Genomic DNA, 19845 nt, shown 5'->3' with positions numbered 1-19845 from the left:
CTGTCGGTCAGCAACCTACATGCAATACTGACTGCCGAGTAAGGAGCCGGCCGTGGCTGTCGGGGGCCCGAGGCCGCTGTGAACGGTGCCCCCTGGCCCTGTGCGGCCCCCTCCAAACACCGATACTCCACACCATCGGCAGTTCATGAGATCGACGCGGGGAGCACACCTGATGGCATCAACCCAACACGGCAGCGGCGAACGCTTCGCGATCATCGGTTACGCCGCCCGCCTGCCCGGCGCCGCCGACGCCGACGGGTACTGGGACGTCCTGCGCAATGGCCGTGACACCGTCACCGAGATCCCGCAGGACCGCTGGGACGTCGACCAGTTCTTCGATGCCGACGCCGGCGCCCCCGGCAAGGTGGTGACCCGCCGGGCCGGGTTCGTCGACGATGTGACCGGGTTCGACGCGCCGTTCTTCGGCGTGTCCGCGCGCGAGGCCCGCCTGATGGACCCGCAACACCGGTTGCTGCTGGAGACGTCATGGCGCGCGGTGGAGCATTCAGGTACGGCGCCAACGGCTTTGGCGAACACCAAGACCGGTGTGTTCGTCGGCCTGTCCACCCACGACTACCTGGGCATGGCCTCCTCGGAGCTCGGTTATGACGAGGTCGAGGCCTATCTGGCCATCGGCACGTCGGGGGCCGCCGGCGCCGGCCGGATCAGCTACCGGCTGGGCCTGCACGGCCCGGCCGTCACCGTCGACACCGCCTGCAGCTCCTCGCTGGTGGCAATCCACCAGGCCTGCCAGGCGCTGCAGCTCGGCGAATGCGACATGGCGCTGGCCGGTGGTGCCAACGTGCTGCTGAGCCCGGCGACCATGATCACCTTCTCGCAGTCGCGCATGCTCGCCCCCGACGGCCGGTGCAAGACGTTCGACGCGGCCGCCGACGGTTATGTGCGCGGCGAGGGCTGCGGTGTCATCGTCATCAAGCGACTCGAGGACGCGCTCCGCGATGGTGACCACATCCGGGCCGTGATCCGCGGCAGCGCGGTCAACCAGGACGGCGCATCCGGTGGTCTGACGGTGCCCAACGGCGTCGCCCAGCAGCGGGTCATCGCCGAGGCGCTGGATCGGGCCGACGTCGCCCCCGGCGCGGTCGGCTATCTGGAGGCGCACGGCACCGGCACCTCACTGGGCGACCCGATCGAGGTGCAGGCCGCCGCCGCCGCGCTCGGCAAAGGACGCGACGCCGACAAACCGCTGCTCATCGGTTCGGCCAAGACCAATATCGGCCACCTGGAGGCGGCCGCCGGTATCGCCGGCGTGCTCAAGGTCGTGTTGGCCCTGGAGAACCAGCAGCTGCCCAAGCACCTGCACTTCCAGAACCCGTCACCGCACATCCCCTGGGACCGGATCCCGGTGCGCGTCGTCGACGAGGCCACCTCCTGGGAGCGTGGCGAGCGCCCGCGCATCGCCGGTGTCAGCTCCTTCGGCTTCTCCGGCACCAACGCCCACGTCATCATCGAGGAGTCCCCGGTTGCTGTCGCGGCGGCCCCGGCCACCATCGATGACCAGCGCTTCATGCTGCTGTCGCTGTCCGCGCGCACACCCGCCGCGCTGGTGCAGACCGCCGAGCAGTACCGCGACTGGCTGGGCGAGCATCCGGAGGCCTCGCTGGCCGATGTCTGCCTGACCGCCGGGGCCGGCCGCGCCCACCTGGAACAGCGGGCCGCGCTGGTGGTCAACTCGATCGAATCGGCCCGCGAGCTGCTCGGTGCGCTGGCCGATGACCGGCCCGCCCCGGGACTGGTCCGCGGCGAGTGCGCCGACGCCCCGAAGACCGCCTGGTTGTTCCCCGGACAGGGCAGCCAGTACGCCGGGATGGCGCGGCAGCTCTTCGAGACCGAGCCGGTGTTCGCCGAGACCATGACCCGGCTGGCCGATGTGCTCGATATTCCGTTGCTGGACCTGATCTTCGATGCTCCCGACGGCGACGCCACACTGCGGCAGACTCAGTACGCCCAGCCCGCGATCTTCGCGGTCGAGATGGGTCTGGCTCGGCTCTGGGAATCCTGGGGTTACGAACCCGACGTGGTGCTCGGACACAGTGTCGGCCAGTACTCGGCGGCCTGTGTGGCCGGTGTGTTCAGCATGGAGGACGGGATCCGGCTGCTGGCCGAGCGTGGCCGGTTGTTCGGCAACCTGCCCGCAGGCGGCCGGATGGCGGCGATCTTCGCCGATGCCGATCGCGTCGAGCGGCTGGCCGACGAATACCCCAGCCTGTCGGTGGCCGCCTACAACGGCGCCAACACCGTGTTGTCCGGCCCGGCAAAGGATCTGGAGCAGGCGGTGGCAGGGTTGGCCGCCGACGGTGTGCGCTGTGACTGGCTGGACACCAGCCATGCCTTCCATTCCGCACTGCTCGACCCGGCGCTGGATGCCTTCGAGGCCTATGCCGATCAGTTCGAATTCAAGGCGCCGCACCGCATACTCGTTTGCAACCGCACCGGCGCGGCACTGGGCCGCACCGCGAAACTGGACGGCGCCTACTGGCGCCGGCACGCCCGCCAGCCCGTCGAGTTCGCCAAGAGTGTCGCCACCCTGGCCGAACTCGGTTGCGCGGTACTGCTCGAGGTCGGCCCGCAGCCGGTGCTGACCGCCGCCGCGATGCGCGCCTGGCCCGATCCGGCCAGCGCACCGCGGGCGATCGCGTCGATGCGCCAGAACGGCGCCGACCACCGGCAGATCGTCGATGCCCTCGCCAATACCTATGTGACCGGACATCTCCCGAAGTTCGAGGCGGTGGCCCAGCCCACCGCCCGCAAGCTCGACCTGCCCACCTACCCGTTCCAGCACCGGCAGTACTGGTTCCGGGACAAGCAGGTGCCGACCACCAAGACCGATTCCGCCCGCACCGAGGCGGTTCGACTGCTCGAAGACGGCCGCATCGCCGAACTGGCCGCGCTGCTCGACGGCGCGGACGCCAACCCGGCGACCATCGACGCACTGAACAAGCTTGCCGCTCAACACAACCGGCAGCGTGATGCGCAGTCGATCGCCGATGCCCGCTACGAGGTCCGCTGGCAGGCCGGTGGCAGCGCCCCGACGACCGGCGCCGGTGGCGCCTGGCTGCTGATCGGCGATGACGCGGCGGTATCCGCCCCGCTGATCGAGTCACTGACGGCACAGGGCCACCGGCACCGCGTGCTGGCACTTCCGGTGTCCGACGCCGACGAACAGCGACTGGCGACCGAACTGCAGGCCGCGGTCGAGGCCGAACCGGACCTGCGCATCGTGCACATCGCCGCACTGGCGGCACCGACCACCCCGTCGATGCAGACGCTGCTGCGCATGCAGCACCGCATTCTCGACGGCACCCAGCGCCTCTTCCGTGCGGCGGCCAATGCCGAACTGCGCGTACCGATCTGGGTGCTGACCCACCGGGCGCAGCGGGTCACCGAGACCGACACGGTGTCTCCGGAGCAGACCAGCCTGTGGGGCTTCGGCCGGGCGGCCGCCCTGGAATACCCGCAGGTGTGGGGTGGCCTGGCCGACGTCTCCGGCAGCCCCGAGGAGTGGCCGGAGCTGATCAGGCAGGTGCTCGCGGCCAGCCGCGGCGAGGACCAGATCGCGCTGCGCGGGCGGACCGTCTGGGTTCCCCGACTGGTCCGGCGTACCGGTCAGCCGAATCCGACACCGCTCGAATTGCGCTCCGATGCCACCTATCTGGTGACCGGTGGGCTGGGATCACTGGGTATCGAGATCGCCGCACACCTGGCGGCGCACGGTGCCCGGCAGCTGGTCCTGACCAGCCGGCGCGAGCCGACTGCAGCGACCCAGCAGCGCATCGATGCCATTGCCGCGCAGCACAACTGTACGGTGCGGGCCATCACCGCCGATGTGGCCAATCCGCACGATATCGCGCATCTGATCGCCACGGTGTCTGCCGAGATGCCGCCACTGGCCGGTATCGTGCACGCCGCCGGCGAGAACAGCACCACCGGACTGAACACCCTGGAACCCGCCGAGCTGGACCGGGTGTTCTCCGGAAAGGTCTGGGGCGCCTGGTATCTGAGCGAGGCGATCGCCGGGATGCCGCTCGATTTCTTCATCAGCACGTCGTCGATCTCCGCGGTGTGGGGCAGCTACGGGCAGAGCGCCTACAGCGCCGCCAACGCCTTCCTGGACGGGCTGACCTGGCGTCTGCGTGAGCAGGGCATTGCGGGATTCAGTGTGAACTTCGGTCCCTGGTCGGCCGGGATGGCCGATCCGGAAGCCCGGGCCCAGCTCGACCGCCGTGGCGTCCGGACCCTGCCACCGGTCGATGCACTGGCCGGGATGGCCGATGTGCTGGTGGGACCGCCGACGGGGGTGGTGGCCCGCATCGACTGGTCCAAGTTCCTGCCGGTCTACCTGCAGACCGGGGCACGGGCCCTGCTCAGCGAGGTGGCCCGCGAGGTTCCCGAGGCGGCGTCCGCACCGGCCGCCGGCTCCGGACCGACCCGACTGGTCGAGCAGCTGACCGCCGCACCCGTGCAGCAGCGCAAGAAGCTGGTGCTGGAGTACCTGCGCGACGCCGTCGCCGAGGTAACCCAGGTCGAGGCCGCCGAGGTCCGCGAGGAGGCCGGCTTCTTCGATCTGGGAATGGACTCGCTGATGGCGGTGGAGCTGCGCCGCCGGCTGGAACGTGCTGTGGGCCAGGAACTTCCGGCAACACTGGCGATGGACTACCCGCGGCTGACCGATGTCGCCGACTACCTGCTCGGCGATGTGCTCAAGCTCAACGACAAGGCCGGAGCCAAGGCCGCCGTGCAACTGCAGTCGTTGGCCTCGGCGGCCACCGATGAACCGATCGCGGTCATCGCGGTGGCCTGTCGGTTCCCGGGGGCGGCCGACCCGGATGCCTACTGGAACCTGCTGGCCGGCGGCGTCGACGCCATCCGGGAGATCCCCGAGGACCGCTTCGACGTCGACGATTTCTACGATCCCGATCAGCAGACCCCGGGCAAGATCTACACCCGCAACGGTGGTTACCTCGACAGCGTCGACGGTTTCGATCCGGAGTTCTTCGGGATCTCACCCCGCGAGGCCGTCTGGATCGACCCGCAGCAGCGCCTGATGCTCGAAATCGCCTGGGAGGCACTGGAACGCGCCGGATACGCGCCGTCATCACTGCGTGGCAGCCGCAGCGGTGTCTTCGTCGGAGTCGGTGCCAACGAGTACTCACATCTGCTGTCGGGTGATTCGGTGGAGAACCTCGAGGCGCACTTCATCACCGGTAATGCGCTCAACGCCATCGCCGGTCGCGTCGCGTTCACCCTCGGACTGGAGGGTCCGGCCATGGCGGTGGACACCGCCTGCAGCTCCTCGCTGGTGGCCGTGCATCAGGCCACCCAGGCGCTGCACGCCGGTGACTGCGACCTGGCCCTGGCCGGCGGTGTCAACGTGCTGCTGAGTCCGGCGTCGATCGTCGCCGCGTCACAGGCCCGGATGTTGTCCCCGGACGGCCGCTGCAAGACCTTCGACGCCGCCGCCGACGGGTATGTCCGCAGCGAGGGCTGCGGTGTCCTGGTGCTCAAGCGGCTGTCCGACGCCCAGCGCGACGGTGACCGGATCGCCGCGGTGATCCGCAGCAGCGCAGTCAACCAGGACGGCGCCTCCAGCGGCCTTACCGTGCCCAATGGTGGTGCACAGCAACGGCTCATCGCCTCCGCGCTGAATCGAGCCGGACTCAACGGCGGTGATGTCGACTACCTCGAGGCGCACGGCACCGGCACGCCGCTGGGCGATCCGATCGAGGTGCAGGCCGCCGCGGCCGCCTACGGCGACGGGCGCGAGGCAAGTCGCCCGCTACTGATGGGTACCGCGAAGACGAACATCGGTCACCTGGAATCGGCGGCGGGTGTCGCCGGGCTGATCAAGGTGGTGCTGTCGCTGCAGAACGAGATGCTGCCGCAGAACCTGCACTTCAACAATCCGTCGCCGCACATCCCGTGGGACAGCCTGGCGGTCAAGGTCGTCGACACGGCCACCCCGTGGCAGACGAACGGGCGGCCCCGCCGCGCCGGTGTCAGCTCCTTCGGGTTCACCGGCACCAACGCCCACGTGCTGCTCGAAGAGGCACCGGCGGTTGCCGAACCCGCAGCCGAGCCGGCCGAATCACCCAAGGAACCGCTGCACGTGTTACCCCTGTCGGCACGGTCGGCGGCCGGGCTGTCCGCCCTGGCGCAGCGGTACGGTGCCTGGCTGGATGCGCACCCGGACACCGCGATCGCGGATGTCGCCCACACCGCCGGGGCCGGGCGCGCCCACTTCGAGCACCGCGCCGCGGTCGTCGCGAACTCGACGGCCGAGGCCAAGATGCTGCTGGAGGATCTGGTGGCGAACCGGCTGCGACCGGGTGTCGTGCGCGGCGAGTGCACCGATCCGCCGACCACCGCCTGGTTCTTCCCCGGCCAGGGCAGCCAGTACCCAGGCATGGCCCGCGAATTGTTCGACACCGAACCGGTTTTCGCCGATACCGTGCGTCGCTGCGCGCAGGCCGTGGACGGCATCCTTCCGCAGCCGCTGCTGGAGGTGCTCTTCGGTTCCGGCCGGGAGGCCGCCGAGACGTTGAAGCACACCTCCTTCGCGCAGCCGGCGATCTTCGCCGTCGAGATGGGGCTGGCCCGGCTGTGGCAGTCCTGGGGTGTGGAACCCGATGTGGTGCTGGGCCACAGCGTCGGCCAGTACGCGGCGGCGTGTGTCGCCGGGGTGTTCAGCCTGGAGGACGGTGCCCGGCTGATCGCCGAACGCGGCCGGCTGTTCGGCAGCCTGCCCGCCGGCGGCCGGATGGTCGCGGTGTTCGCCGACCCCGAGTACGTCGAGCGGGCCGCCGAGGCCTTCGCCCGGGTGTCGGTCGGCGCCTACAACGGCCGCAACACGGTGCTGTCGGGTCCCGGTGAGGATCTGGAACAGATCGTCGCCAACTGCAGCCAGGACGGCGCCCGGTGCACCTGGCTGGAGACCAGCCACGCCTTCCATTCCGAACTGCTGGATCCGGTGCTCGACGAATTCGAGTCGTTCGCAGCCCAATTCGAGTACGCCGTACCGACCCGGCCGCTGGTCTGCAACCGGACCGGTGCGGCGCTGACCGCCGAGAACCCGATCGACGCGCTGTACTGGCGGCGGCATTCACGGCAGCCGGTGCAGTTCACCGAGAGCGTGCGGACCGTCGCCGGGCTGGGCTGCTCGGTGTTGATGGAGATCGGTCCGCAGCCGATCCTGACCGCGGCCGCGCTGCAGTCCTGGCCGGATTCGGCCGCGACCCCGAAGACCATCGTGTCGCTGCGTAAGGGCGCCAACGCCCAGCGTCAGATGAGTGAGGCTCTGGCCACCACCTACATCACCGGCCACCGCCCCGATTTCGCCGCCCGCTTCCACACCCCCGGTCGCCGTTTGGAACTGCCCACCTACCCGTTCCAGCGTCGTCGCTTCTGGCCCAAGGCCTCCGCGGTCATGAGCTCCGGCGGTACCGCGACGTCCGGAATTCTGGGCAGCCCGAAGGATCTGGCCTCCGGCGACACCGTGTACAGCAATGTGTTCTCGGTGAAGACCCAGCCGTGGCTGGCCCATCACGTCATCTACGGCACCGTGGTGGTGCCCGGCGCCACCTACGCGTCGATGGCGCTGGCCGCGGCCGGCGCACCGGCCCGGGTGACCGATGTGTACTTCTACGAGCCGATCATCCTGCCGGACAAGGCCGCCCGCGAGGTACAGCTGACCCTGCGGACCGCTGAAGGGCTGTCTGACGGCACCGCCGTCGTGGACGGCTGGAAGTTCCAGGTGCACAGCCGCCCGTACGGCGTCCGAGAATCCGAATGGTCGCTCAACGCCGACGGCACCCTGGTCTCCGGGGTCGAGATCACCGAACCGGACGAGGCCGTGACGCCACCGGACGAGGCGATCGAGCACATGAACCGGACCCGGCCGCAGGAGCTGTTCGACATCTTCAACGATCTCGAACTGGCCTGGGGCCCGACCTGGTCGACGTCACTACGCTCGCTGTGGGTGGGCGACGGCGAGGCCATCGGTGACGTGTCGGTGGGTGACGAGCTGGCCGAGCACCTGGGCAGCGAACCGATTCACCCGGTGTTGCTGGACCTGTGCACCGGTGTGGCCTTCCCGTCGTTCCCGGCGGTGTTGGCCGCCGAGCAGGGCATCCACGATCTGTTCCTGCCGCTGCGGTACGGCCAGGTGCAACTGGCCGAGAAGATGCCGAAGCGGTTCTACTGCCGGGCACGCTGGCACGAAGGCCCGCTCAACAGTGAAACCCTGGTGTTCGACATCGATTTTGTGGACCGCGACGGGCACATCCTTGGCGGGATCCGCGAGTTCACCGTCAAGCGGGCCCCGCGCGAGGCGCTGCTGCGCGGCCTCGGCGGCGACTCCACCCGCCTGCTCTACACCCTCGGCTGGCATGAGGCCGCTGCCCCGGAGACCGCCGAGCAGGACGCCGGCGGAACCTGGCTGATCGCCGGGTTCGACACGCTGTCGGCCGAGCGGCCGGGTGCCGTCACCGTCGATGCGGTCACCGATCCGCAGGCCTGGCAGCAGGCGTTCACCGCCGCCGCCGAGCGGGGCGCTCCGGTCACCGGAATCGTGTGGCGCAGTGGCAGCGCGCCGGGTGTTGACGAGTCCACCCCGGAGTTGGCCGCCCGCCTGGAGGCCGAGGTGTCGGCGCTGCTCGCGGCGACCCAGACCGCGGTGGCAGACCAGAAGAGCACACTGGCCGGCGGTCTGTGGATCGTCACGCAGGGCGCGGTGGCCACCGAACCCGGTGAGCCGGTGGACCCGGTGCAGGCCGCGCTGTGGGGCTTCGGCCGCACGCTGGTGGCCGAGCAGCCGACGCTACGGGTGCGCATGATCGACAGCGAGGCCGCCGATTCGGGCGCCTGGCTGGCCGGGGCCCTGGGCACACCGGTCACCGAACCGGAGATGGCGGTCCGGCAGGGCCGGTTCCTGGTGCCGCGACTGCTGCACTGGGCCCGCAACGGTTATCTCCCGGTGCCGCGCTCCGACGATTACGAGCTGGCACCGACCGAGCGCGGTGCGATCGACAACCTTCGACTCACCGAGAAGGACGTCACTGCACCGGATTCCGGCGAGGTGCAGGTCCGCATCGAAGCGGCCGGGCTCAACTTCCGCGACGTGCTCAACGTGCTGGGGCTCTACCCGGGTGATCCGGGCCCGATCGGCGGTGACCTGTGTGGTGTGGTCACCGCGGTCGGTGACGACGTCACCGATTTCGAGGTCGGCCAGCGCGTGTTCGGTTCCATGCAGGGGGCGTTCGCCAGCCGGCTCAACGTGCCCGCACAGCTGTTGGCGACGGTGCCCGACGGTGTCGGCGCGGTCGACGCCGCCACGATTCCCGCTGCGGCGCTCACGGTTCGGCTCGCCTTCGACTGGGCCAAGCTCAAGCCCGGCGATCGTGTCCTGATCCATGCCGCCAGCGGTGGTGTCGGGTTGGCCGCGGTGCAGATGGCCCGACAGCACGGTGCGACGGTGTTCGCCACCGCCAGCACCTATAAGCGGGCCACGCTGCGCGCGATGGGTGTCGAGTACGTATACGACTCGCGCACCACCGATTTCGCCGATCAGATCCTGGCCGACACCGACGGTGCCGGTGTGGATGTGGTGCTCAACAGCCTCACCAACGACGGGTTCATCGAGGCGACGGTGCGCGCAACCGCCCAGGGCGGTCGGTTCGCCGAAATCGCCAAGCGCGATATCTGGACCACGACGCAGATGGCCGCGGCGCGTCCGGACATCGACTACGAGATCGTCGCGCTCGATGTCACGATGATGAGCGATCCCGACCACATCCAGCGGTTGATGAACGAGGTGTCCGACGGTCTGGCCACCGGCGAGTGGACCCCGGTGCCCGCCGAGGTCTATCCGCTGACCGAGGCCAGGACCGCCTTCCGCCGGATGCAGCAGGCCCGCCATATCGGCAAGATCGTGGTGCAGATGCCGAACCCGCTTCAGCCGCACGGTGACCGGACGTATCTGGTGACCGGCGGCGTGGGTGCACTCGGGTTGCACACTGCGGCGTATCTGGCTCAGCTGGGTGCCGGGAACATCGTGCTGACCAGCCGACGCTCCCCCGACGCCGAGGCGCAGCAGGCCATCGACGCCATCACCGAGCGCTACCACTGCCGGGTGCACGTCTTCACCGCCGATATCGGTGCCGAAGCCGAGGTGTCCGGGCTGCTGGATCGCATCCGTACGGAGCTGCCGCCGCTGGCAGGTATCGCCCACCTCGCGGGTGTGCTCGATGACGCCCTACTACCGCAGCAGGACCTGGACCGGTTCCGGACGACGTTGGGTCCCAAGGCCTACGGCGCCCATCATCTGCACCGGTTGACCGCGGGCGACGACCTCGACTTCTTCGTGGTGTACTCGTCGGCCTCGGCGGTGCTCGGTTCGCCGTCGCAGGCCAATTACGCCACCGCCAACGCGCTGCTCGACGGTCTGGTGGCGGCACGGCGGGCGGCCGGGTTGCCGGCGACCGCGGTGAACTTCGGGCCGTGGGGTCATGGCGGTATGGCCAGTTCGCAGGCGGCCGTCGCCAACCTCAGCGCGCAGGGCATGATGCCGCTGGAGCCCTCGGCCGCACTGGCGGCCCTCGGCGAAGCGATGCGTCACGGTGTGGGGCAGTCCACGGTGCTGAAGGCGAATTGGCAGCGCACGGCGAAGATGCTCGGCGGGATCCGTCCGCCGCTGCTCGATCAGGTGTTGCCCCGTGGCGACGCGGCCGCCGGTGGCGACAGCGAGTTGCTGCGTCAGTTACAGGAGCTGCCGGTGGCGGCACGGGCCGGTTTCATCACCGAGTTCCTGCAGCGCGAGGTACAGGGCTTCCTGCGGTTGGCTCAGCCGCCCGCGGCGACCAGCCGGTTCCTGGACCTGGGTACCGACTCGCTGATGGCCGTCGAACTGCGCAACCGACTGTTCGGCCAGTTCGGCGGGAAGTTCGACATCAGCCCGACGGCGGTGTTCGACTACCCGACCATCGGGGAGCTCGGCGAGCATCTGGTGTCGCAATTGCCCGATGCCGAGGGTGAGGCGCCGGCCGAGTCACAAAGCTGAGCAACGAGATTCACTTCAGGGACGCCTTTCGCGCGTCGGGCGTCCCTGGTGTGAATCTCGTCAGGCCCAGCGGGCGGTTTCGGCCTCTGGTGCCAGCGCCGAGCGCAGCGGCACCTGTAACCCGTCGTAGATCCCCGGCTTCTGCTCGGCCAGCCAGTTCAGTGCGCCGAGCAGTCGGTTGGCGGCGGTGGTGTTGCCACCGTCGGCGCGGGTACCGCCGGGCACATCGGCGCGGGTGGTGATGGTCAGCTGCGGGTCGCCGTCGACGATCACGCGATGATCGCCCAGGCCCTCGTCGGGCTGCGGCCAGTCGGGTGCACAGCTCGAGTGGATCCGGGTGATGTGTTCGATGATCACCCGCTGCCTACCGCCGGACCAGCCGATGACCTTCAGGAAGAACGCGCCCTGGGTGCCCTTTTCGAACGGGCCCATCACGGTGTCGACCGTCTGCTCCAACGGCAAGCGCTGCACCTCCTCGGTGATCTCGTCGATCTCGATGCCCAGCCCACGTCCGATCAGCCGGACGTTGCCGCCCCACACCATGGTCGGGATACTCGGCAGCAGCATCATCGGGGTCTCGTCCATCGAACCGCCGAATCCGCAGGACACCTTCACCGCGAACGGCTGGTTGTAGGTGGAGTAGTCGAAGATCTCCTGACACGTGATGGTGTTGATCCGGGTGCACAGGCTCGCCGCCGTCACCGCCAGCGCATCGTTGCCCCAGCCCGGGTCGACCCCGCTGACGAGCAGCGTCGCACCACCCTCCTCGGCGGCCGCGGTGAGCCGCTCGACCCATTCGGCCGGGGCCGAGGCCGGGTCGTAGAGCGAGTACAGCGACGGCGTCACCACATGTTTGCCGGCTCGCAGACAGCGCTCGATATCGGCGATGGCCTCTTCCGGGCGGATATCACCGGAGGCCATATAGGCCACCGCATCGGCGTCGGCGAGTGCGGCATCGATATCGGTGGTGGCCTGCACCCCGGTCGGTTCGGCCAGCCCCGCGAAGTCCGCGGCGTCGCGGCCGGCCTTCTCCGCCGTCGACGTGATGACACCCGCCAATTCCAGACCCGGAAAGGCGACCGCCGAGCGGACCGCCGTCGAGCCCATGTTTCCCGTTCCCCACACCACCACACGCCTCATGCGCCTCACCCTAGAGGTTTGACAGGACCATTCGTGGCGAGCATCACATATTGGTCGAAATCGCAGTTCAGAGGGCATAAAACGGGTCCGCACCCCGCCCAATCAACCAGGCGGTTGGTTCGCTGGCGACAATTTGCTCGACACCCCTTTGCGATGCGGTTACCGGGCGGTATAGTTCTGGGTAGTTACTGGTGGGTAACTTGGCGCAGTCCGCAAGCGAGTACCCAACCGACAGCTTCGATCTCACCGAGGAGAAAACGTGAGCCACTACAAGAGCAACGTCCGTGACCAGGTATTTACCTTGTTCGATGTGCTCGGTCTCGACAAGGCGCTGGGCGCGGGGTCGTTCAGCGATCTCGATCCCGACACCGCACGCGAGATGATCAACGAGATGGCCCGACTGGCCGAGGGCCCGATTGCCGAGTCGTTCGCCGACGGCGACCGCAACCCGCCGGTCTTCGACCCGGCCACCCACACCGTGAAGATCCCAGAGTCGTTCAAGAAGTCGGTCAACGCGACCATCGAAGGCGGCTGGAACAAGGTCGCCCTCGACGAGGAGCTCGGCGGCATGCCGGCCCCCAAGGCGCTGCTGTGGGCCCTCAACGAGCACATCCTCGGCGCCAACCCGGCCGTCTGGATGTACAGCGGTGGCGCCGGCTTCGCGCAGATCTTCGCGCACAACGGCACCGAAGAGCAGAAGAAGTGGGCAGCCATCGCCTCGGAGAACAACTGGGGCGCCACCATGGTGCTCACCGAGCCCGACGCAGGCTCCGATGTCGGCGCCGGCCGCACCAAGGCCGTCAAGCAGGAGGACGGCTCCTGGCACATCGACGGTGTGAAGCGCTTCATCACCTCCGCCGATGCCGACGACCTGTTCCCGAACATCGCGCACCTGGTGCTGGCCCGCCCTGAGGGCGCCGGCCCGGGCACCAAGGGTCTGTCGCTGTTCTTCGTGCCGAAGTTCCTGTTCGACTTCGAGACCGGTGAGCTCGGCGAGCGCAACGGTGTGTACGTCACCAATGTCGAGCACAAGATGGGCCTGAAGGTCTCGGCCACCTGTGAGCTGTCCTTCGGCCAGCACGACAAGCCCGCCGTCGGCTGGCTCGTCGGCGAGGTGCACAACGGCATCGCCCAGATGTTCGACGTCATCGAGCAGGCGCGAATGATGGTGGGCACCAAAGCCATCGCCACCCTGTCGACCGGCTACCTGAACGCCCTGGAGTACGCCAAGGACCGCGTGCAGGGTGCCGACCTGACCCAGATGACCGACAAGACCGCGCCGCGCGTCACCATCACCCACCACCCGGACGTGCGTCGATCGCTGATGACCCAGAAGGCCTACGCCGAGGGCATGCGCGCGCTGTACATGTACACCGCCACCTTCCAGGACGACGAGGTCGCCAAGGCGCTGCACGGCGTGGACCACGACCTGGCGGTGCGCATCAACGACCTGCTGCTGCCGGTTGTCAAGGGCTTCGGCTCGGAGACCGCCTACCGCTACCTGACCGAGTCGCTGCAGACCTTCGGAGGTTCGGGGTTCCTGCAGGACTACCCGATCGAGCAGTACATCCGCGACGCCAAGATCGACTCGCTGTACGAGGGCACCACCGCCATCCAGGCACAGGACTTCTTCTTCCGCAAGATCGTCCGCGACAAGGGCCAGGCGCTGGCCTACGTCGCCGGTGAGATCGACACGTTCGTCAAGAACGCCACCGGCAACGGTCGTTTGAAGGCCGAGCGTGCCCTGCTGGCCACCGCACTGGAGGACGTCCAGGGCATGGCTGCCAGCCTGACCGGTTATCTGATGGCCTCGCAGGAAGATTCGGCCGCCATCTACAAGGTGGGTCTGGGTTCGGTGCGGTTCCTGCTCTCGGTCGGCGACCTGCTGGTCGGCTGGCTGCTGCAGCGTGAGGCCGCCGTCGCGATCGAGAAGCTCGACGCCGGTGCCACCGGTGCCGACAAGGCCTACTACGAGGGCAAGATCGCTGCCGCATCGTTCTTCGCGAAGAACTTCCTGCCGCTGCTGACCAGCACCCGCGTGGTGCTCGACAATCTCGACAACGAAGTGATGGAGCTGGACGAAGCCTCGTTCTGAGTCTCTGACCAAGAGCCCCCGGCGGATGCGCCGGGGGCTCTTGTGTTCCCGGCTCGTTGACTCTGCGCTGACGGCGCAAAAGTGCGAGTGACTCGCGCCGTGGACGCAGAGTCAACGGACGGGGCGTTCTGCTGAGAGCAGCGTGGTGTGCGGGCTGGGGCACCGAACCGGCAGGCTCGGAGGCATGAGTGAAAAGCCACCCCTGTTCGGCCGTCAACTACGTGAGGATCTGTTCCGCAAGAGGGTTCTCGTCCTCGACGGCGCCCTCGACGATGACAACGGCGCGGTGCTGGTCACCCAGCTGCTGACCTTGGCCGCGGATTCCGACGACGATATCGCCCTGTGGATCCACTCTCCCGGTGGTTCGGTGCCCGCAATGCTCGCGATCCGCGATGTGATGCGTCTGATCCCGGCGCCGGTGTCCACGTTGGCCCTCGGGTTGGCCTGCAGTGCAGGGCAATTCCTGTTGTCCTCCGGGACACCGGGCAAGCGGTTCGCACTGCCGCACGCGCGCATCCTGATGCATCAGGGCTCGGCGGGTATCGCCGGATCTGCCGTCGAGGTCGAGGTTCAGGCCGACGATCTACGGCATACCCGCGACACCGTGCTCGGGATCATCGCCGCCGATACCGGCCAGGATGTCGAACGCATCTTCGTCGATTCGCTGCACGACCGGTGGTTCACCGCCGACCAGGCGCGTGCGTACGGCTTCATCGACCACATCGTCGGCGATTTCAGTCAGATCGCACCGAACCGGAAGCAACAGTTGGGAATCCATGCATGAGCACTTACACCATCCCCAACGTCATCGCCCGCACCACCGGGGGCGAGCGGGTCATGGACGTCTACTCGCACCTGCTGACCGAACGCATCGTATACCTGGGCACCGCAATCGATTCCGGCGTCGCCAACGCGCTGATCGCGCAGCTGCTGCATCTGGAGGCCGACAACCCCGAGCAGGAGATCGCGCTGTACATCAATTGCGAGGGCGGCGATCTGTCGGCCATGCTGGCCGTCTACGACACCATGCGGTTCATCAAGGCGCCGGTGGCCACCACGTGCATCGGGCAGGCGGTGGCGACCGGTGCGGTGTTACTGGCGGCCGGCGCTCCGGGACGTCGAGCCGTGTTGCCGCACACCAGGGTTGTGCTGCACCAGCCGGCGGCCCAGGGTCGCGGCACCATCCCCGACCTGATCCTGCAGGCCGACGAGGTGGTCCGGATGCGTAACCAGTTGGAGGCGATCCTGGCCCGACACACCGGCCGCGGCACCGAGCAGCTACGCCACGACACCGACCGCGACCGGGTGTTCGATGCGGCCGCCGCGGTGGCTTACGGACTGGCCGATCACGTGCTCGAGGAACGCGGTCAGGCCACCAGCAGCTGAGGCTGCGCCGGGCGCGGGGCGCGCGTCAGATCGGCCGAGATGCCGCCCAGCAGACGGCCCAGCTCGATGCCGAGCGCCCCACACACCGCCGCGATCATCTCGCTGGAGGGCTCCTTGCGGCCGCGTTCGATCTCGGACAGGTACTGCGGGGACACGCCTGCACGCTGGGCCACGTCGACCAGACGCTCACCCTTGGCGCGCCGGGTGTCACGCAACCGTCGGCCCAGCACCTCGCGCCACAGCGGATCCAGCCGCTTACGGCCCGGCTCGAAACGGATGACCTCGCCCATGTCAGCATCATCGCCGCCGCAGCGGCGTGAGGGGAGGTCGTTCACCATCAGCTGAAGAACAGACTGAACACATGGTGGGCGGGTTCGGGAGGACATTCGGTTTCTCAACCTCGAGGGCGTCTACACATACCTTCCGGTATCTCGCGCGGCCGGCGTTTCACCTCGGTCCCGGCTCTCTGGATCAGTCACTCCCGAACCCGTCGTGCGGTCGACTGTACGCCTGTGATGACCATCACACCAGGGGTAATTCTCAGACCTGGTCGAGTGCCCGCAGCAGTGCCCGGGTACGTGCCCTGACCTCTGGCGACGGGTCGAAAACGACACCCACGTACTCGTCCACACCGGCGGCCCGCAGCTCCTCGACGCGGGCCGTCACCGTCGTCTCGTCGCCGATCAGCGCGGCGTCGGCGGGCCCCGCGTAACCCTCCCGATCGAGCATTGCCCGGTAGGACGGCAGCTGCCCGTACATGGCGAACTGCTCGGCGGCCACGGCACGAGCGCCATCGACGTCATCGGTGACGCTCACCGGCAGTGCCGCCACCACCCGGACAGCACGGCCGTCGGCGGCGGCCCGCAGCCCCGGCCCGACGTGGTCGGCCAGCGTCTTGGGTCCGGTCATCCAGGTGACGGTGCCCGCAGTGCGGCGGCCCGCGATCTTCAGCAGCTGCGGCCCGAGCGCGGCGATGTACACCGCGGGTGCGGGTGCGCCCGGGATCTGCAGGGCGCCCCGGGTCGTATAGAGCTCGCCGGTCGTGTTGGCGGGCTCACCGCCCAACAGCGGCAGCAGCCCGTCGAGGTATTCGTTGAGCCGGCGCACCGGGCGGTCCCACGGAATGCCCCACATGCCTTCGGTGACGGCGGCGTGCGTCATGCCGAGACCGAGGATGAACCGGCCGCCCGCAATCAGATTCAACGTGAGCGCACGCTGGGCCAGCTGCATCGGATGCTGGTTCTGGATCGGCACCACGCCGGTGCCGACCTCGATGGTGTCGACCTCGCGCATCGCCACCGCCAGCACCGTCAACAGATCGGGCTCATACGGCATCTGGGTCATCCAGATCCGGCGGAAACCTTCGTCGCGCCGTTCGGCGAATTCCGACACCACGGTGTCGATCAGGGACGTGCCGCCCGATCCGGACAGTGACCCGAGGATGCTGATCTCCATGCACTTGATCATGCCGGTACTGCCGTGACGGATACCGGAACTCGGCTGGGAAACTTCGGCCCGAACTGGTTCTCGTCGGTGATGGGCACCGGCATCCTCGTGGTCGCGGGAGCGACCCTGCCGTTGCACGTGCCCGGCCTGCGGGTGTTCACGCAGGTCGTCTGGGCGGTGGCCGCGGTCCTGCTGGTCGCGCTCATCATCGCGGTGAGCGCGCAATGGTTCCGGCACCCTACGGTGGCTCGTGGTCACGCGCACAACCCGCAGATGGCGCACTTCTACGGCGCGGCACCGATGGCGCTGATGACCGTCGGCAGCGCGACGATGCTGGTGGGCAGCGACCTGCTGGGTGAGCGGCTGGCAGTGGACATCAACTGGGTGCTGTGGGGGGCCGGCACGCTGGGCGGGCTGTACACCGCCGTCTCGATTCCGTACCTGATGTTCACCCAGTTGAACGTCGGGCCGGACGCCGCGTTCGGCGGTTGGCTGATGCCCGTCGTCCCTCCGATGGTGTCGGCGGCCGCGGGCGCGATGCTGATCCCGCACATGGCGCCGGGCACCGGCCGGACCACGATGTTCTACGGCTGCCTGGCCATGTTCGGGCTGTCGCTGATCGCCGCCTTCATCATCATCACGATGATCTGGAGCCGGCTGGCGCTGTACGGCACCTCGGGCACCGCGCGGGTGCCGACGCTGTGGATCGTGCTGGGGCCGCTGGGGCAGTCGGTGACGGTGGCCGGGCTGCTGGCCACCCACGCACATCTGGCGGTGAGCGCCGAGTTGGCCGATGGGGTGGGGATCTTCTCGATCCTGTTCGGGGTGCCGGTGTGGGGTTTCAGCGTGCTGTGGATCGCGTTGGCGACCGCGCTGACGGTGCGCACCCTGCGTCGCGGCATGCCGTTCGCGCTGACGTGGTGGAGCCTGACCTTCCCGGTCGGCACGTTCGTCACCGGCACGACTCAGCTCGCGGTGCACACCGGGCTGCCGGCCTTCGAGGTGGCGGCGGTCGCGGCCTACGCCGGGCTGCTGTGCACCTGGGCACTGGTCGCGGTGCGGACGGCCCGCGGCAGTGTGGCCGGGAGTCTGTTCGCGCCGCCGGGAGCGGGGCCGGTGGTCGCGTCGAAAGACCCGGAGGCCTCCGGAAGTCAGCCCCGGGGCGAGCGAAGCGACGGGACAAAGAGATAGCCCCGTGTTGCCGTCGGGTCGGGGGGTCAGACGGCAACACGGAGCTATCCCATGTATCGACGGTGCTCCCGCGGGCGTTACACAGATCCGAAAAGTTCTTTTGGGAAGTTTTCCGGGCCTCAGCACGCCCGCGCCGAGATCGACAAAAAGGCCAGGTCCACTCGCATTTCTTGGCCCGTTTGTTCGTTTGGGCGGAAGAGGGGTCAGGCCTCCAGGATGGCCGTCACGCCCTGCCCGCCGGCGGCACACACCGAGATCAGGCCGCGCACCGGCTGACCGGTTTGCTTCTTCTTCTCGGCGAGCTGCTTGGCCAGCTGGGCCACGATGCGCCCGCCGGTCGCGGCGAACGGATGCCCGGCCGCCAGCGACGAGCCGTTGACGTTGAGCTTGCTGCGGTCGATGCTGCCCAGCGCCTTTTCCAGCCCGAGCCGGTTCTTGCAGTAGTCGTCGGACTCCCAGGCGGCCAGGGTGGCCAACACCACCGAGGCGAACGCCTCGTGGATCTCGTAGAAGTCGAAATCTTGCAGGGCCAGCCCGTTGCGGGCGAGCAGGCGCGGCACGGCGTAGGTGGGCGCCATCAACAGGCCGTCGGACCCGTTGACGTAGTCGACGGCGGCGGTCTCACCGTCGACGTAGTAGGCCAGCACCGGGATATCGTGCGCGGCGGCCCACTCCTCGCTCGACAGCAGCGCGACCGAGGCACCGTCGGTCAGCGGGGTCGAGTTACCCGCCGTCATGGTGGCGTCACCGTTGCGCACGCCGAACACGGGCTTGAGCTTGGCCAGCTTCTCGGCCGAGGAATCGGGGCGCAGGTTGTTGTCGCGGTAGACGCCGAGGAACGGGGTCACCAGATCGTCGAAGAACCCACGGTCGTAGGCGGCCGCCATGTTGCGATGGCTGGCGGCGGCGAGTTCGTCCTGGTCGACGCGCTTGATGCCCATCTGCTTGGCCGTGATCGCGGCGTGCTCACCCATGGACAGCCCGGTGCGGGGTTCGCCGTTGGTGGGGATTTCGACACCGAGCGCGGCGGGCAGCTTGCCCACGAGCTTGAGCCGGTCCAGGTTGGACTTGGAGCGACGCAGGCTCAGCAGCACCCCGCGCAGATCGTCACCGAACGCGATGGGCGCATCGGAGGTGGTGTCCACACCACCCGCGGCGGCCACCTCGTAGCGGCCGAGCGCGATACCGTCGGCTGCGGCGATCGCCGACTGCAGGCCGGTGCCGCAAGCCTGTTGCAGATCGATGCCCGGGGTGTACGGGGACAGCGAGCTGCCCAGCACGCTCTCGCGCATCAGGTTGAAATCGCGGCTGTGCTTGAGCACCGCGCCGCCGATCACGGCGTCGAGCTTTTCGCCCTTGAGGTTGAAGCGATCAGCCAGCCCGTCCAGGACGGCAGTGAACATGTCCTGGTTGGAGGCGTTGGCGTACGCGCCGTCGGAGCGGACGAACGGGATGCGGTTTCCGCCGAGCACAGCGACGCGACGAGAATTCGTGTTAGCCATATCCCAATATT

Annotated in this window: 9 protein-coding genes; 5 read left to right on the top strand and 4 right to left on the bottom strand. The window is 68.5% G+C overall.

The window, feature by feature from the left end; genetic code table 11:
- The first annotated feature begins 172 nt into the window (after positions 1-172).
- Positions 173-11074: an SDR family NAD(P)-dependent oxidoreductase gene (locus tag ACLBYA_RS05735; protein ID WP_447708388.1), complete on the top strand. Its 10902-nt coding sequence runs from the start codon at positions 173-175 to the stop codon at positions 11072-11074.
- A gap of 60 nt (positions 11075-11134) precedes the next feature.
- Here ACLBYA_RS05735 and ACLBYA_RS05730 read toward each other — a convergent pair whose 3' ends face one another.
- A complete protein-coding gene (locus tag ACLBYA_RS05730; protein WP_447708387.1) occupies positions 11135-12214 on the bottom strand; it encodes an NAD(P)H-dependent amine dehydrogenase family protein in 1080 nt (359 codons plus the stop codon).
- A gap of 259 nt (positions 12215-12473) precedes the next feature.
- Here ACLBYA_RS05730 and ACLBYA_RS05725 point away from each other — a divergent pair, with 259 nt between their 5' ends.
- From ACLBYA_RS05725 to ACLBYA_RS05715, 3 genes are all read left to right on the top strand, one after another.
- A complete protein-coding gene (locus ACLBYA_RS05725; protein WP_447708386.1) occupies positions 12474-14309 on the top strand; it encodes an acyl-CoA dehydrogenase in 1836 nt (611 codons plus the stop codon).
- Positions 14310-14493: 184 nt separating this feature from the next.
- Entirely contained in the window at positions 14494-15093 is a 600-nt protein-coding gene (locus ACLBYA_RS05720; protein WP_447708385.1) for a ClpP family protease, read from the top strand.
- Positions 15090-15695 (top strand): ClpP family protease, encoded by a 606-nt coding sequence (locus ACLBYA_RS05715; RefSeq protein ID WP_447708384.1) that lies wholly within the window; start codon positions 15090-15092, stop codon positions 15693-15695. The genes ACLBYA_RS05720 and ACLBYA_RS05715 overlap by 4 nt, the downstream gene beginning before the upstream one ends.
- On the opposite strand, the gene ACLBYA_RS05710 is transcribed toward ACLBYA_RS05715, so the two are convergent.
- Positions 15677-15985: a helix-turn-helix domain-containing protein gene (locus ACLBYA_RS05710; RefSeq protein ID WP_447708383.1), complete on the bottom strand. Its 309-nt coding sequence runs from the start codon at positions 15983-15985 to the stop codon at positions 15677-15679. The genes ACLBYA_RS05715 and ACLBYA_RS05710 overlap by 19 nt on opposite strands.
- Positions 15986-16235: 250 nt before the next feature.
- Positions 16236-17150: a TIGR03564 family F420-dependent LLM class oxidoreductase gene (locus ACLBYA_RS05705; RefSeq protein WP_447708382.1), complete on the bottom strand. Its 915-nt coding sequence runs from the start codon at positions 17148-17150 to the stop codon at positions 16236-16238.
- A gap of 81 nt (positions 17151-17231) precedes the next feature.
- On the opposite strand from ACLBYA_RS05705, the gene ACLBYA_RS05700 reads away from it, so the two are divergent.
- Positions 17232-18332, top strand: coding sequence for a TDT family transporter (locus ACLBYA_RS05700; protein WP_447708661.1), 1101 nt, complete (start codon positions 17232-17234; stop codon positions 18330-18332).
- Between the two features lie 203 nt (positions 18333-18535).
- On the opposite strand, the gene ACLBYA_RS05695 is transcribed toward ACLBYA_RS05700, so the two are convergent.
- Positions 18536-19834: an acetyl-CoA C-acetyltransferase gene (locus ACLBYA_RS05695; protein WP_447708381.1), complete on the bottom strand. Its 1299-nt coding sequence runs from the start codon at positions 19832-19834 to the stop codon at positions 18536-18538.
- Positions 19835-19845: the final 11 nt, after the last annotated feature.

Source organism: Mycobacterium sp. C31M (assembly GCF_053345865.1).
The sequence above is the reverse complement of the archived record's forward strand: the minus strand, read 5'-3'. Positions and strand labels throughout refer to the sequence as shown.

Bases quoted from the DNA above. Each gene is read 5' to 3' on its own strand.
- ACLBYA_RS05735 (WP_447708388.1), top strand. From the start codon at position 173: ATGGCATCAACCCAACACGGCAGCGGCGAACGCTTCGCGATCATCGGT.
- ACLBYA_RS05730 (WP_447708387.1), bottom strand. From the start codon at position 12,214: ATGAGGCGTGTGGTGGTGTGGGGAACGGGAAACATGGGCTCGACGGCG.
- ACLBYA_RS05720 (WP_447708385.1), top strand. From the start codon at position 14,494: ATGAGTGAAAAGCCACCCCTGTTCGGCCGTCAACTACGTGAGGATCTG.
- ACLBYA_RS05715 (WP_447708384.1), top strand. From the start codon at position 15,090: ATGAGCACTTACACCATCCCCAACGTCATCGCCCGCACCACCGGGGGC.
- ACLBYA_RS05710 (WP_447708383.1), bottom strand. From the start codon at position 15,985: ATGGGCGAGGTCATCCGTTTCGAGCCGGGCCGTAAGCGGCTGGATCCG.
- ACLBYA_RS05705 (WP_447708382.1), bottom strand. From the start codon at position 17,150: ATGGAGATCAGCATCCTCGGGTCACTGTCCGGATCGGGCGGCACGTCC.
- ACLBYA_RS05700 (WP_447708661.1), top strand. From the start codon at position 17,232: ATGGGCACCGGCATCCTCGTGGTCGCGGGAGCGACCCTGCCGTTGCAC.
- ACLBYA_RS05695 (WP_447708381.1), bottom strand. From the start codon at position 19,834: ATGGCTAACACGAATTCTCGTCGCGTCGCTGTGCTCGGCGGAAACCGC.